The 14,781-nt window shown below is 61.3% G+C and carries 12 protein-coding genes and 1 pseudogene; 6 read left to right on the top strand and 7 right to left on the bottom strand.

The window, feature by feature from the left end; translation table 11 throughout:
- Window positions 1-45: 45 nt before the first annotated feature.
- The 3 genes from PQQ86_RS27875 (at window position 46) to PQQ86_RS27865 (ending at window position 4,032) form a co-directional block, all read left to right on the top strand.
- The gene (locus PQQ86_RS27875) at window positions 46-1,815 is read left to right on the top strand and encodes an ABC transporter permease (RefSeq protein ID WP_408274284.1); all 1,770 of its coding nucleotides are present in this window, start codon (window positions 46-48) and stop codon (window positions 1,813-1,815) included.
- Window positions 1,808-2,875 (top strand): ABC transporter ATP-binding protein, encoded by a 1,068-nt coding sequence (locus PQQ86_RS27870; protein ID WP_408274281.1) that lies wholly within the window; start codon window positions 1,808-1,810, stop codon window positions 2,873-2,875. Before PQQ86_RS27875 ends, PQQ86_RS27870 begins: the two co-directional genes overlap by 8 nt.
- 80 nt (window positions 2,876-2,955) lie before the next feature.
- Window positions 2,956-4,032: a porin gene (locus tag PQQ86_RS27865; RefSeq protein WP_408274278.1), complete on the top strand. Its 1,077-nt coding sequence runs from the start codon at window positions 2,956-2,958 to the stop codon at window positions 4,030-4,032.
- Between the two features lie 370 nt (window positions 4,033-4,402).
- Here the strand turns inward: PQQ86_RS27865 and PQQ86_RS27860 are convergent, their stop codons facing one another.
- Entirely contained in the window at window positions 4,403-4,843 is a 441-nt protein-coding gene (locus PQQ86_RS27860; RefSeq protein ID WP_408274275.1) for an ester cyclase, read from the bottom strand.
- A 608-nt stretch (window positions 4,844-5,451) separates the two neighbouring features.
- A pseudogene (locus PQQ86_RS27855) lies at window positions 5,452-6,342 on the bottom strand (LysR family transcriptional regulator); the annotation flags it as partial.
- 543 nt (window positions 6,343-6,885) lie between these two features.
- On the opposite strand from PQQ86_RS27855, the gene PQQ86_RS27850 reads away from it, so the two are divergent.
- Together PQQ86_RS27850 and PQQ86_RS27845 are read left to right on the top strand one after the other, a co-directional pair.
- Complete coding sequence (locus tag PQQ86_RS27850; protein WP_408274272.1) at window positions 6,886-7,944, top strand: Dyp-type peroxidase; 1,059 nt, start codon at window positions 6,886-6,888, stop codon at window positions 7,942-7,944.
- Entirely contained in the window at window positions 7,937-8,740 is an 804-nt protein-coding gene (locus PQQ86_RS27845; protein WP_175051605.1) for a family 1 encapsulin nanocompartment shell protein, read from the top strand. Before PQQ86_RS27850 ends, PQQ86_RS27845 begins: the two co-directional genes overlap by 8 nt.
- An 81-nt stretch (window positions 8,741-8,821) precedes the next feature.
- Here the strand turns inward: PQQ86_RS27845 and PQQ86_RS27840 are convergent, their stop codons facing one another.
- Window positions 8,822-9,811, bottom strand: a complete 990-nt coding sequence (locus PQQ86_RS27840; protein ID WP_408274269.1) for a LysR family transcriptional regulator — start codon at window positions 9,809-9,811, stop codon at window positions 8,822-8,824.
- A gap of 282 nt (window positions 9,812-10,093) precedes the next feature.
- On the opposite strand from PQQ86_RS27840, the gene PQQ86_RS27835 reads away from it, so the two are divergent.
- Window positions 10,094-11,521, top strand: coding sequence for an aminotransferase-like domain-containing protein (locus PQQ86_RS27835; protein ID WP_408274266.1), 1,428 nt, complete (start codon window positions 10,094-10,096; stop codon window positions 11,519-11,521).
- An 89-nt stretch (window positions 11,522-11,610) separates the two neighbouring features.
- Here PQQ86_RS27835 and PQQ86_RS27830 read toward each other — a convergent pair whose 3' ends face one another.
- From PQQ86_RS27830 to PQQ86_RS27815, 4 genes are all read right to left on the bottom strand, one after another.
- Window positions 11,611-11,868 carry a MoaD/ThiS family protein gene (locus tag PQQ86_RS27830; protein ID WP_408274263.1) on the bottom strand — a complete coding sequence of 86 codons (258 nt, stop codon included), beginning with the start codon at window positions 11,866-11,868 and terminating at the stop codon, window positions 11,611-11,613.
- A gap of 55 nt (window positions 11,869-11,923) precedes the next feature.
- Window positions 11,924-12,475, bottom strand: coding sequence for a molybdenum cofactor biosynthesis protein MoaE (locus PQQ86_RS27825; protein WP_408274260.1), 552 nt, complete (start codon window positions 12,473-12,475; stop codon window positions 11,924-11,926).
- Window positions 12,476-12,520: 45 nt separating this feature from the next.
- A complete protein-coding gene (gene moaA / locus PQQ86_RS27820) occupies window positions 12,521-13,627 on the bottom strand; it encodes a GTP 3',8-cyclase MoaA (RefSeq protein WP_408279378.1) in 1,107 nt (368 codons plus the stop codon).
- Between the two features lie 240 nt (window positions 13,628-13,867).
- A complete protein-coding gene (locus tag PQQ86_RS27815) occupies window positions 13,868-14,779 on the bottom strand; it encodes a bestrophin family protein (RefSeq protein WP_408274257.1) in 912 nt (303 codons plus the stop codon).
- Window positions 14,780-14,781 lie beyond the last annotated feature (2 nt).

Here is a 14,781-nt window from a genome sequence, read left to right as displayed (position 1 = left end):
TTCACTACCTGTCGATATGCGGCTTCACGCTGCAGGGGGACACTCATGCTTTCCACTAGCGCAACCGGACACCGCGATGCACCCGCCCTCGCGGCCGACGGCGGCACGATAGGCGCGCTGCCGCGCGGCGGTCTGCAGCCGTTTGCGGGGCTGCTGCGCTGGCTCGTCATCGCGGTGCTGACCGTCGCGGTGGCGCTGCCGCTCGGCTTCATTCTGTTCCAGAGCGTGCTGAACGCGCCGTTCTTCGACGCCAAACGCACGCTCGGTCTTGCCGGCTTCGAGTTCATTTTCAGCGACCCCGACTTCTGGTCCGCGCTGAAGAACTCTTTCATCATCGCGGCCGGGATGCTGTTCATCTCGATCCCTCTCGGCGGCATTCTCGCGTTCCTGATGGTGCGCACCGATCTGCCCGGCCGCCGCTGGCTCGAGCCGTTGCTGCTCACTCCCGTGTTCGTTTCGCCGATGGTGCTCGCGTTCGGCTATGTCGTCGCGGCCGGCCCGGTCGGTTTCTATTCGGTCTGGTGGAAGGAACTGTTCGGTACCGCCGAAGCACCGTGGAGCGTGTACTCGATTCTCGCGATCACGGTGATCGTGGGGCTCACGCATGTGCCGCACGTGTACCTGTATTCGTCGGCGGCGCTGCGCAATCTCGGCTCGGATGTCGAAGAAGCGGCGCGCGTCGCCGGTGCACGGCCGTTCCGTGTCGCGCTCGACGTCAGTCTGCCGATGACGCTGCCGGCCCTGCTGTTCGCGGGCGTGCTGGTGTTCTTCCTCGGCTTCGAAGTATTCGGCCTGCCGCTCGTACTCGGCGACCCCGAAGGTCACCTCGTGCTGGCGACGTATCTATACAAACTCACCAACAAGCTCGGCGTGCCCTCGTATCACCTGATGGCCGCGGTCGCCGTGTGCATCGTCGCGATCACCTTCCCGCTCGTACTGCTGCAACGACGCTTGCTGAAGAGCGCGAACCGCTTCGTCACGGTCAAGGGTAAGGCGGGACGTCAAACCGTGCTGCCGCTCGGCGTATGGCGTTGGGTTGCGCTGGCAATCGTCGCGCTGTGGTTGCTGCTCACGGTGTTCGTGCCGCTCTCCGGCATCACGCTGCGCGCGTTCGTCACCAACTGGGGTGAAGGCGTGAATCTCGCCGAAGTGCTGACGCTCGCCAACTTCACCGAACTGTTCGAACAGGACAACCTGGTCCGCGCGATTCTCAATACGCTCGGCATCGGCGTGCTCGGTGGCGCGCTTGCAGTGGGCTTCTATTCACTAGTCGCATTTGCCGGCCATCGTCGCAACGACTGGGCCACGCGCCTGCTCGACTACCTCGTACTGCTGCCGCGTGCAGTGCCCGGCCTGCTCGCCGGTCTGGCGTTCCTGTGGATCTTCCTCTTCGTGCCCGGCCTGAAGGAATTGAAGAACTCCATGTGGAGCATCTGGATCGCGTACACGGTCGTGTGGCTCGCGTACGGCATGCGCCTGATTCAAAGCGCGCTGCTGCAAGTCGGCCCCGAACTCGAAGAAGCGGGACGCAGCGTCGGCGGCACGCGGGCGCGCGTCAGTCTCGACGTCACGTTGCCGCTCGTGCGCTTCGGTCTGCTCGCGGCATGGCTCCTGATCTTCATGATCTTCGAGCGCGAATACTCGACCGCCGTCTATCTACTCTCGCCCGGCACGGAAGTGATTGGCGCGCTGCTGGTGTCGCTGTGGGCGACCGGCGCGGTCGATCAGGTCGCGGCGCTTTCTGTCATCAACATCGCGATGGTCGGCGCCGGACTCGGCGTCGCCCTGCGCTTCGGAGTGAAATTGCATGGATAAGCTCTCGGTCGACAACCTGTTTCTCAGCTATGGCGACAACCCGATTCTGAAGGGCGTGTCGTTCGAACTGAACCCCGGCGAAGTGGTGTGCCTGCTGGGCGCGTCGGGCAGCGGCAAGACCACCCTGCTGCGCGCGGTCGCGGGGCTGGAGCAGCCCTCCTCCGGCCGTATCGAACTGGACGGCAAGGTGTTTTTCGATGGCGCGTCCAAAGTTGACCTGCCGGTCGAACAACGCTCGCTTGGGCTGGTGTTTCAGTCGTACGCGCTGTGGCCGCATCGCACCGTGGCGGACAACGTCGGCTATGGATTGAAGTTGCGGCGCGTGTCGAGCGCTGAGCAAAAAAAACGCGTGCAGTCTGCGCTCGACCAACTCGGCCTTGGTCATCTCGCCGCGCGTTATCCGTATCAGCTTTCCGGCGGCCAGCAACAGCGTGTGGCGATTGCGCGGGCGCTGGTCTACAACCCGCCCGTCATCCTGCTCGACGAACCACTATCGAATCTCGACGCCAAGCTGCGTGAAGAAGCACGTGCCTGGCTGCGCGAACTGATCGTTTCGCTGGGTCTGTCCGCCTTGTGCGTCACGCACGACCAGACCGAAGCGATGGCGATGTCCGACCGCATCCTGCTGCTGCGCAACGGCCGCATCGAACAGGAAGGCACGCCCGCCGAACTGTATGGCGCGCCCCGCTCGCTCTATACCGCCGAATTCATGGGCAGCAATAACCGGATCGACGCGCGCGTTGCCGCGGTCGATGGCGAACGCGTGACGCTGACCGGCGACGGCTGGCAATTGCAAGCCCAGGCGCGCGAAGCGCTCACCACCGGACAAAACGCGCAGGCCGTGATTCGCCTCGAACGCGTACAGGTCGCCGATGGCCCAGGCGCAAACCGCCTCGAGGCGGACCTCATCACGTCGATGTATCTCGGCGACCGCTGGGAATACCTGTTCCATTGCGGCGATCTGCGTCTGCGCGCCTTCGGCCATGTGCCGCGCGCGGCCGGCCGCCACTGGATCGAATTCCCCGCCAACGACTGCTGGGCCTTCGCACAGGCGAGCTGAAGCGAGCTCAAACGTGCTGATGGAGCCAGCCACACCGTATCCCCAACCGAAGTGAATGAACCAAGCACAGGAGACTGTTGATGAAGTGGAGCATGACAAAGGCGACCCTCGGCGTGACGTGCGCCGGCCTCACCGGATTGGCAGCAACGGCCCATGCGCAATCGAGCGTGACCTTGTACGGGATCGTCGATGCGGGCGTCGAATACGTGAATCACGCGAGCAAGGACGGCGGCGCCGCGCGCCTCGTCTCGGGCGGCAAGAACACGTCGCGTTGGGGCCTGCGTGGCGTGGAGGATCTTGGCGGCGGACTGAAGGCGGTCTTCCAGTTGGAGAGCGGCATCAACGTCGCGAACGGCCAGTTCGACGACGGACCCGGCGCAATCTTCGACCGCCGCGCCACGATCGGCCTGAAAAACCGCTTCGGGCAAATCACGCTCGGCCGCAATTTCACGACCACCTACGACTATATGCTGCAGTTCGACCCGATGGGTTACGCGCCGAACTACTCGTGGGCGACGTCATCCACCGCGACCGGCGGTCGTAAGGACGGTTTGTTCTCGCGCTCGGCCAACGCCGTGCGCTATGACGGCACGTACGCCGGCTTCAAGTTCGGCGCCATGTACGGCTTCGGCAACGTGCCGGGCAGCATGAAATCAAGCTCCAAGTATGACTTTGGTCTCGGCTACGAGAACGGCCCGTTCGCCGTTGTCGCCACGTTCGACCGGCAGAACGGCGCGAACGACAGCGTGACGCCCGCGGACACTACCAACTACATTCAAGGCATCCACGCAGGTTTGAGCTACGACTTCGGCACGGTGAAGGCGATGGCCGGGTATCGCAACTATCGGCGCACCTTCCACACTGCCGCGCCGACTTTGCGCAGCGATATGTACTGGGTCGGCGGTCAATACGACGTGACGCCGTTCTTCTCGCTGTTTGCCGCGGTCTACCATCAGGACATCAAGGACGCGAGCGACGCCGATCCGACGCTGTTCTCGCTGCGGGCGCAGTACGCATTGTCGAAGCGGACGGTGCTGTATATGGCGGGCGGTTATGCGATGGCCAAGCATGACAACGCGGTCAGCCTGTCACGTGATCTGACCGGCGCGGCGGATACGCAAGCGGGTGTCACAGCGGGGATTCAGCACCGGTTCTGACGCATCCGGAACGGGTCCCGTATCTACAACACCCACGCATCTGAAGCATTCAAAGCGTAGCGAGGCTCGGCGAAGGTCTATCCTTCGCCGAGCCTCGTTCGTTTGCTTTTAGATGGATTCGGGCAGTCCATTCGCCTAAAATGAATCAGGCAAATAGCGCACTAGCCGACAGGAGCCATGCCATGTCACAGGTAAGCCGTGATCCCCATAAGACGCCTCGCCACGGCCTGCTGTGGTTCCTTGCATTGTGGCTGCTTGGCGTCGGCGGGACGGCACTACTCGTGCTCCCATTTCATCTTCTAGTCGCTGCAGCCATGCATCACTAGCATCGGCACTTTCCCCGGCGCTTATGCGTCCGTCCTCGCGCAACTCAAGATTGCTCAAGCGTTGGCGGTAACTGTCCAAGTTGCCGGAACACCGACAGCCAGTCTTCGAGGTGCCACGTCTTCGCAATTAGATTTCCGCGCATCTGATGGAAAGAGTGAATCGCGAAACTAATGTGTTTGGAACTTGCAGCAATGCCCAGTAGTGTCCCGGTTTGCGTGCCCGTGATCTCTGCGCGAACGCCCACCCGGTCCCCATGAATCAACACGTCGAGAATGGTGATTTTCATATCCGGCAGTGCTGTGGCGATGTTCGCGAATATTTGAACCATCTGGTCAGGTCCCGGCGCCACCCCGACGGGCTCGGGAATATATTCCCAATCAGGGGTAACGACCTTTCGTAACAACGCGACGCTTTTCTGCTCGAAGGCGCGATAGAGCCCTTCAATCGCTTCACGGGTGATAGCTTCGTCCGCAGATACGGCCATGTCCGGTTACTCCTGAAGAATGCACCCGGTCAGGCAAGGGGTTTGCGAAAAACGCTCCCACCATAACCGAGCACGATATTGTCGACTTCAAACGGTGACGCCTCCTGCGCCTCGAGGATGAATGCCACGTGGCCAGCGGTCAGTTTGCCGGATATCGATGCGACCAGATCGTCGTCGAACGTCTCCTTGATCGCATGCTCAGCCAGTCCACCGCTCGCCCCTATCGTGAAGCCAAGTAGCGCCCCCGCCGGCCCACCAAGCATCCCGAACAAACCGCCCGTTAGCGCACCGATCACTGTGCCCCAAAACGGCCGGGTTTGCTTGTCGAGCACGATCAGTTTGCCGGTGGCGTCCTTTTGAACCAGCACGCCGCTCCCGATTTTGAAACCAAGGTCTTTTTCCTCAAAATTCCTGAAATCCCGACCGGCTCTTTCGGCAACGTCCACACTGTCGAAAACCGCGACGATCAACTGTTGTGCCATTTGATAGCTCCTTGACTCGCCAACGTTGTCTATCAAAGATAGTGATTTTCGCATCGCGTGCCATTTGTTTATTTCCGATTCATGGTATCGGTCGAGGTCGGCTCTGACCTCGGCGCGCGCTCTGCCGAGGATTTCCGGCGTGCAATGGTTTAGCATCGTCACAATCAGCTGTACCCGCATGGGTATCAGGCGTTGGGTCTGACTCAGGAGATTCAGTTCGAATGGCGGCAGCTCGAATTCCGGCAGGATTCGGACCAGCCTGCCCGCACCAAGCGCATCGGCACACGCCGGCTCTTCCAGCACCCCGATGCCGGCGCCCGAGAGAATCATTTCATACATGGGCCGCCAATGACTGGTCCTGATTGCGGTACGGATCGGCGCGCTCTCCACAACGGTCGCCATGTGCCTGAGCGGCAACTGGTCGGTGCCGAACATGCCCTGGACGCGGATGAACGGGTGCTTGACCAGATCAGACGGCTCGGTGATTGGACCGTGCTGGCTGAGATAGCCTGGCGCGGCAACAAGAACGCGGCCAACCTGCCCCAGTTGACGGGCAATGAACGCCCCTTCGCCAAGTTGCCCAAGACGAAACGAAATATCGACGCCGTCCGTCACGAGGTCGACGATCCGGTCGTTAAGGACCAGTTCCAGATCCAGCTCTGGATAGCTTGCCCGCACCAGCGTCAACGCATCGGGTACGATCGTCTCGCCAAAGCAGTGGGGCGCCGCGATACGAATCGTTCCCTTGAGACCCTGCGCGTCGCTCGACACTTCAGCGACTGCCTGTTCCACCGCGTGCAGAATCCTCTTGCTACAGTTGTAGAAGGTGACGCCTTCGGGCGTGCGATTGAATGCGCGCGCACTACGGAGCAGGAGCCGGCAGCCAAGGTACTTCTCCAGCCGCTCGATGCGTTCACTCGCGGCCGGCTGCCCGATATTGAGGTCCCGTGCCGCGCCGGAGATACTCCCACGCTCAACCACCCTGACGTAGATACGCATGGCTTCGAGCAGATTCACCGCACCCTACCTCCATTCGCAATGCGAATTATCTGGCGCAGCCTTTCTCGCTGCGATAGACAGCCTTGAACGGATGGTAACGATATGACAGGAGAATAAAAGGCCGCCGGGTCCGATATGAAGTATCGAATGAGAAGCAGAGATTTACGACAAAACAATGTCGAACCTTATCGGCACATGATCTCGCCCGCCGCCGCTTGATACGTTGCCCCGCCGGCAAGCATGCAAAACGCAATCGGGTCGCCCGTCTGCCTTCGGGATGCCGCATTCGAACTCACCCGGATCCTTTGCACTGTTTCCATAAAGTGCCTGGGCGGTATAACATCTCTGGACGCATAGTTGAACATCGACCATGTCACGTATATCTGCGCACCTCCTGATGACGAAGCAACGCTTAACGTGTACTTGCGGCGACTGCAGCAGCACACGTACTTCATTCATCCGGACGAAAAATTTGCGCGCGCCTTAGACAGATGATCGCGAAGGCGGAAAGACACTCGCTCCATTCCCGGAATCAATAACGGTTCATCAATATTCAATCCGATGCCCAAAGACATCCCAGAATCGCAAGCCGTTTGTAATGACATCACACGTAGCGCGATCTTCATCGTCGCGACCCTCGCGGCCGGCCAGGAGCCCGCTGAACAGGTGCGCGCGTGGTGCGGGGACGTTGCCGCCCTGGTGCGCTCGGTCGGCAAGCGTGTCCCCTCAGGCAACCTGTCGTGCGTTGTCGGCTTTGGCTCCGACGTGTGGGACACGTTGTTCGGCGCCCCGCGCCCGGAGAGCCTGCATCCGTTCCGCGAATTCGGCGCAGGCGAACGCCGCGCCGTGAGTACGCCGGGGGATATCCTGCTGCACATCCGCGCGGATCAGATGGATCTCTGCTTCGAGCTCGCCACGCAGCTGACAGGACGGCTCGGTACTGCGGTCTCGGTCATCGACGAAGTACACGGTTTTCGCAACTTCGATCTGCGCAGCATGGTGGGCTTTGTTGACGGCACCGAGAATCCAGCGGGTCGCAAAGCCGTCGATTCCACCCGCATCGGTGACGAGGACCCGGAGTTCGAGGCCGGCAGCTATGTCATCGTGCAGAAGTACCTGCACGACATGACCGGCTGGAATGCGCTTTCCGTCGAGACGCAGGAGCGCATTATCGGCCGCACGAAATTGGCCGATATCGAGCTCGACGAAGCCGTCAAACCGTCGTGTTCACACAGCTCGCTCACAACGATCACCGAGAACGGCGAGGAAGTGAAAATCCTCCGCGACAACATGCCATTCGGCCGCCCCGGCATGGGAGAGTTCGGCACCTACTTTATCGGTTATGCGCGTTCGCCCGAGCCTATCGAGCAGATGATGGAAAACATGTTCGTCGGGCGGCCGCCGGGCAACTACGACCGGCTGCTCGACTACAGCCGCGCAGTCACGGGCAACCTCTTCTTCATCCCCTCGGCCACCTTGCTCGAGGCGCTCGCAGATCGCGATCCGCAAGCGGCCGCCGCCGTTGTCGAGCAACGGTCCGAACCGTCTTCATCCGCCGAGCCGCGTCACGAGGGCTCGCTGAATATTGGCTCTCTCAAGGGAATCTCTCAACATGAATAATCTGCATCGCGAGCTTGCCCCCATCTCCCGTGCCGCCTGGTCACAACTCGAAGACGAAGTGGCTCGCACGTTCAAGCGTAGCGTCGCCGGCCGTCGTGTGGTTGACGTCAAGGGGCCCGGCGGAACCGAACTGTCCGGCGTCGGCACGGGGCATCAGATCGCGATCGCCGCGCCGCAGCAGGGCGTCGTGGCGAAGCTGGCTGAGGTAAAGAGCCTCGTCCAGTTGACCGTGCCGTTCGAACTGCAGCGCGAAGCGATCGACAGCGTCGTGCGCGGCGCGAAAGATGCCGACTGGCAGCCCGCTAAGGAAGCAGCCAAGCAGCTCGCCTATGCCGAAGATCGCGCGATTTTCGATGGATATAAGGCTGCGGGCATAGGCGGGCTTCGCGAAGGCTCGTCGAATCCGTCGCTCGCACTGCCGGCCGACATCAGCGATTATCCGAACACGATCAGCAACGCGCTCGAAGAGCTACGGCTTGCCGGCGTCGACGGGCCCTATTCCGTGCTGCTCGGCGCCGACGCATACACAGCGCTCGGCGAGGCGCGCGATCAGGGTTATCCGGTGATCGAGCACATCAAGCGGATCGTGAATGGCGACATCATCTGGGCGCCCGCGCTTGCGGGCGGCAGCGTGTTATCCACTCGCGGCGGCGACTTCGAGTTGCACCTGGGCGAAGAGCTGTCGATCGGATACGTGAGCCATACCGACACCGTAGTGCGCCTCTATCTGTGCGAGACGCTGACATTCCTGATGCTGACGAGCGAAGCTTCAGTGTCGTTGACGCAAGCAGAGTAAGCGGCTTCCGATTCCTGCTATCGGTTGCCGGGGGTTGCCGGGGGGTTGCCAGATCTCCCGGCCTCAGCCATCGTTGCGAGTTCAGGCCCGCAACGATGGTGTTAGAAGTGCGGACACATCATCGTCGGGAAGTACTTCAAAGCGACTCGTCACTTCGCCGCAGTCGACCTGCACCCTCTCCAGGATTTCCGACGTGCACTTTCTCAACATCGTCACCATCATCCGTACCCGTGGCGGCACCGGACGTTGCGCCTGAATCAGTACATTCAGATCGAAGGGCAGCACCTCGAATTCCGGCAGTATGCGCACGAGCCGGCCCGCTGCAAGCGCATCGACACATGCCGGCTCTTCCAGCACCCCGATGCCGGCACCCGAAACGATCATTTCATACATGGGCCGCCAATGACTGGTCTTGATTGCGGTACGGATCGGCGCGCTCTCCACAACGGTCGCCATGTGCCTGAGCGGCAACTGGTCGGTGCCGAACATGCCCTGAACCCGGATGAAGGGATGGTTGACCAGATCAGACGGCTCGGTGATCGGACCGTGCTGACTCAGATAGCCTGGCGCGGCGACGAGAACACGCCCAACCTGCCCCAGTTGACGGGCAATGAATGCCCCTTCGCCAAGTTGCCCAAGACGAAACGAAATATCGACGCCTTCAGTCACGAGGTCGACGATCCGGTCGTTCAGGACCAATTCCAGATCCAGTTGCGGATAGGCTGCGCGCACCAGTGTCAACGCTTCCGGCACGACCGTCTCGCCAAAGCAATGAGGTGCTGCGATGCGAATCGTTCCCTTGAGATCCTGCGCGTCGTTCGACACTTCAGCGACCGCCTGCTCCACGGCGAGCAGAATCGCTTTGCTACGCTCGTAGAACGTGACGCCTTCGGGCGTGCAATTGAAAGCGCGTGCGCTACGGAGCAGGAGCCGGCAGCCGAGGTATTTCTCCAGCCGCTCGATACGCTCGCTTGTGGCCGGCTGTCCGATATTGAGGTCCCGTGCCGCGCCGGAGATACTCTCGCGCTCAACCACCCTGACGTAAATCCGCATGGCTTCTAGCAGATTCATAGTGCCCAACCTCCCTTTGTACCGATCTCGAGTCATTCGAACCAGTTTTTACGCATTGGGAGGCCCCTGCGGGGCGACCTGGCAATGCGCATTCGATGGAGAAGAGGTTAAGGCCGGGCCATCAGTCGCAGAGTGCACACATCGGGTCGACTCGGGTCAGTACAGTTCTGCTACGCTCCTTGCACCGGGCGGCGGCATGGCGAGGCGAGCGCGTACCAGCCGGGGGGGAGAGGTCGATGCAACGTGCTGCTGCGGAACGCTAAGGGCAAAGGAAATCGTCCGATGAATCTCTACGAGAAGCTGGCAGATGACATCGAGAAGCTGATCCGGCAAGGCGTGTACGGGCATGGCGAACGCCTCCCATCGGTACGGCAGACCAGCCAGCAACATCGGCTCAGCGTGACGACCGTCATCCGCGCCTATTTGCTGCTCGAAAGCCGTGGCTTGCTGACCGCGAGGCCTCAGTCGGGCTATTTCGTCAACTTCCGGGGCGACGGGGGCGAACGGAAAACGCTCGAACTCCGGCCATCGAAGCCGATTCCGATTTCGTCACCGGTTGACGTCAGCCGGCTGGTGCTTTCCACCTTGCGCTCGATCGGTGTCGACGATGCCGTGCCGCTCGGTTCGCCCTACCCCGACCCTGGTCTCTTTCCCTTCGAAAGGCTCAACCGCTACGCCTACGACGCGGGACGCGGCAAGACGCGCTGGGGCGTGACCGACGCGCTGCCGCCCGGCAATGCGGCCCTCGTGCGGCAGATCGCGCGACGCTACCTCGAGAACGGCATGGCCGTCGATCCGAACGAGATCATCATCACGGTCGGCGCGACTGAGGCGATCAATCTGTGCCTGCAGGCGGTCGCGAAGCCCGGCGACGTGATCGCGGTCGAGTCACCGACGTTCTATGCGATGCTCCACGCGATCGAGCGGATGGGCATGAAAGCGATCGAGGTGTCGACGCATCCGGAGCACGGCATCGATATTGAAGCGCTCGCCGCCATCGTGGAGTCGCAGACCATCACGGCCTGCATGGTCATGCCGAACTTCCAGAATCCGCTGGGTTTTCTGATGCCCGACGAACGCAAGCGCCAACTCGTGGAATTCCTGACGAAGCGGAACATTCCGGTCATCGAGAACGGGGTCTACAACGAGCTTCACTATGACAGCACGCACCCCAGCACGTTGAAGTCCTTCGACACGAAGGGGCTGGTGCTGCACTGCGGGTCGTTTTCGAAGACCCTCACGGCAGCCTACCGGATTGGCTGGGCGCTGCCGGGCCGATATCGCGATCAGGTGGAGAAACTCAAGTTCCTGAATACGCTGACCTCTCCGTCGATTCCGCAAATGGCGATTGCGGAATTCCTCGAGCGCGATGGTTACGAGCATCATCTGCGAAGGGTTCGCAGAGCGTATGCGCAGCAGGCCAATCTGATGAAGGCGACCGTCTCGCGTTTCTTTCCTGAAGGCACCCGCATGTCCAACCCCGCGGGCGGATATGTGCTGTGGATCGAGCTGCCGCCCAAAGTCGACGCCATGCGACTCTATAACCTCGCGCTCGATCAAGGCATCACCATTGGACCAGGCTACATGTTCTCGGTCTCGGAGACGACCTATCGAAACTTCATTCGCCTGAACTACAGCAGCCCGTGGTCAAGCGAGATCGAACAGGCGGTGATTACTGTGGGCAAGCTCGTCGCGATGTGCGCCAGGTAGCGGCTCGCTGGTACGCTGACCACGACCTTAGCGCACGTGGGCGCGGATGAACTCCGTGCGGCTCGATCAAGATCTTGAGGGCAGGAGCCTCAGCCCCCCGTGACTGGCGGAAAGAACGCGATTTCGCTGTCCTCGCGCACGACAAACGTGTCGGCGACCATCTCGTGATTGACGGCTGTGCGGAGCGGCCGACCCGCGCGCAGTGCCCCGGCCATCCGCTCGTCTCTCGACGCGAGCCTGACCCGCAGGGAGTCAACGGCGAGTTCGGGCGCGTCAATGTGCACAATCTCGTGCGAGATGCCGAGTTGTTCACGAACGCTAGCGAAGTATCTGATGGTGAGTTTCATTCGTCTGTTCCTGTTGCCGGCGCGATGTGGGCGCACGTTGTGAGCGAATCGCGCATCAACCCCACCGCAGCATCGACTGTTCGTCGCGCGTCTTGGCTTCGACCCATCTGACTTCGCCGTCACGGCGGATTTCCTTCTTCCACAGCGGTGCATGGGCTTTCAGGAAGTCCATCAGGAATTCGCAGGCGTCGAATGCCGCCCTGCGATGCGGCGCGGCGACCACGACGAGGACCACCGCCTCGCCAAGCGCGACGCGGCCCACCCGATGCACGATCTTCACCGCCTCCAGGTGCCATCGTGCGATGGCTTCTTCGACGATGCTGCTGAACGACTGCTCCGTCATCCCCGGATAGTGCTCAAGCTCCAGTGCGACTACGTCGTCGAAATCGCCGCAATGACGCACCACGCCGAGGAAGTTCACGATGGCGCCCACGTTGCGATTGCGTGTGACCGGCATGATCTCCGACTGGATATCGATCGGCTGAAGCTGGACCCGCACTTCGAAGCCCGACGCGATGGTGGTCTGGACAAGCGCAGGATCGCTTGCACGCTTGTCGGCATGCGCTGCGTCAGGCTGTGTGCGATCGCTGGGCGACGGTGTTGTCATGGCAGAACTCCGGTCTGTGTCTGCTTCGCAAGGACTCGCCAGGCATCAACCGCCGACCAGCGACATGCGGACGGTGGGATAGGTCTTCCCCGATCCTGGCCTGCGCGGTGTCGAGCGAAGCTCGGAGTAGCGATCGGCGCGTTGGATCCACCGGCTGCGGACGACCCCTGCCAGTTGCTCGACCGAAGCGGCCTCAGTGAGCCATGGTCTGAGGTCCGTGCCATGTGTGGCGAAAAGACATGAATAAAGTTGACCGTCGGCCGATACGCGAGCGCGCGAACACGACCCGCAGAACGGTTGCGATACGCTCGCGATGAAGCCGACTTCGCCTGTGCCGTCGGCATGGCGATAGTTGACGGCGGTGCCCGTCTGTTCACGAACGACGACGGGAACCAGGGGAAAAGCCGATTCGACGATTTCGCGCGTCTCGCGCGCCGTGATCACCTTCGTGTTCGACCAGCCGCCCGCGCCGCCAACATCCATAAATTCGATGAAACGCACAGCCACGCCGGTGCCCTTGAACCGCCGCACGAGCGGGAGAATCTGGCTGTCGTTGACGCCTCGCTCGATCACGGCGTTGACCTTGACCGGATCGAGTCCCACCGCGCGTGCGGCCTCGATCCCGTCCAGGATCCGCGACACGGGCATGTCCACGTCACTCATCCGGCGGAATATGGCGTCGTCCACCGCGTCGAGGCTCACCGTCACGCGACCGAGGCCGGCGTCGCGTAACGACCGCGCCTTTGCGGCAAGCAGGGAACCATTTGTCGTCAGCGCGAGTTCCAGCGGTTTACCGCTGGCAGTGGTCAGTTTCGCGAGTTGCTCGATCAGGGATTCGAGTCCACGCCGCAGGAGCGGCTCGCCGCCCGTGATGCGGATTTTCTCCACCCCGAGCAGCGCGAATGCTTTCGCGAGCTTGAGCATCTGTTCGAACGACAGGCGTTCCGAAGACGGCAGGAACCGGTAGTCTGCGCCGAAGGTCTCCCGCGGCATGCAGTATGTACAGCGGAAATTGCATTGATCGATGACGGAAAGGCGTAAATCCCGCAGTGGACGATCGAGCGTGTCGAGCGTAGTCGTGATAGCACCGGCGGGTACGCCATGGCGGGATTCTATGTCGGCGAGTATGGGCTGGTGGACGATGTTCACGATCTATCCGAAGGTAGGCGGCGGCATACGGGGTAAGGGCGTGGCGGCAGTCGATCCGTCTGACTGGGACGGCCGCCGGTCCATCAATGACCTGTTGGCAGGATAGTGCGTTGGGCTCGCCCTCGGGACGCACAGTCTGTGGCGAATTTCAGGAGTACAGTTCGTGTGCCGTATCGGGTGTGACGGCGAGGTTGACGCAGTATCCTGCTGGGCAGGCCGACCGGATGCATCGAAGGACGCACCCTAAGTCAGTTGGTACGCGCGCACCGGTTCGACCTCGGCGGGAAGTTCACAGCCACACAGTTCGAGAATGGATCGTTCGATGTTGCGCGTCATGGCGTCAAGCGCCAGCGCGTTCGGCGCGACAGTAAACGGCTCGGCGACTTCGCTGGCAATCGCTTCGAGTGCAATGAGCGTATAGGAAATAAAAACACAGAGAAGCGGTGTGAAGAACTCTGTCGAATCGACCAGACCGAACGGCAGCAAAACACAATAGGCATAGACGGTGCGGTGCAGCAACACACTGTAGGCAAACGGAATGGGCGTCGATGCGATCCGTTCACACCCTCCCACCGTCTTTCCCAATTCGTTGATCTGCGCATCCAACATCCAGAGCTGGGTATCCGACATCAAGGCCCGAACCTGCAGATCGGCAAAGTCGCGACGAAGCTCATTGAGCAGCGTGGTCGGTTTGTAGCAGGTGTGTTGCAACGCCTCGGTTCGCGTGCGTCCGAGAAAACGAACGAGATCTGAAGTTGGGTCGGTCCCACGCAGTTGATGCTTCAACGCGTACACAGCGGCAATCAGCGTATGGGCTATTTGAACGTTGTGATCGCCCCGCGGGACGTAACACAGCATCTGCGATGTCAGCGCCCGCGCCGAGATCAGGATGCTCCCCCAGAGATGGCGGGCCTCATTGAAGCGCTCGTAACTTGCGTTATTGCGGAACGCAAGGAAGATCGCCAGCGCCAGTCCGAACAATGTGAACGGCGCCGTATTGAGCGGGATCTTTTCGCCGAAAATGCGCCCTTGCGTCACCACGGCAAGACTGCTGACAGCCGCCATGAAAGTCAGTTGGGGAATAATCGACTGCAACACGGAACCGTTCCAGACAAACAGCAGCCGGAACCAGTTCTGCCCTGGCCTCACAATCATAA

Origin of the sequence: Paraburkholderia sediminicola (assembly GCF_046026675.1) — a bacterium.
GTDB classification, from domain to species: Bacteria; Pseudomonadota; Gammaproteobacteria; order Burkholderiales; family Burkholderiaceae; genus Paraburkholderia; species Paraburkholderia sediminicola_F.
Note: the sequence above shows the minus strand (reverse complement) of the source record. Positions and strands in the feature narration are given on the sequence as shown.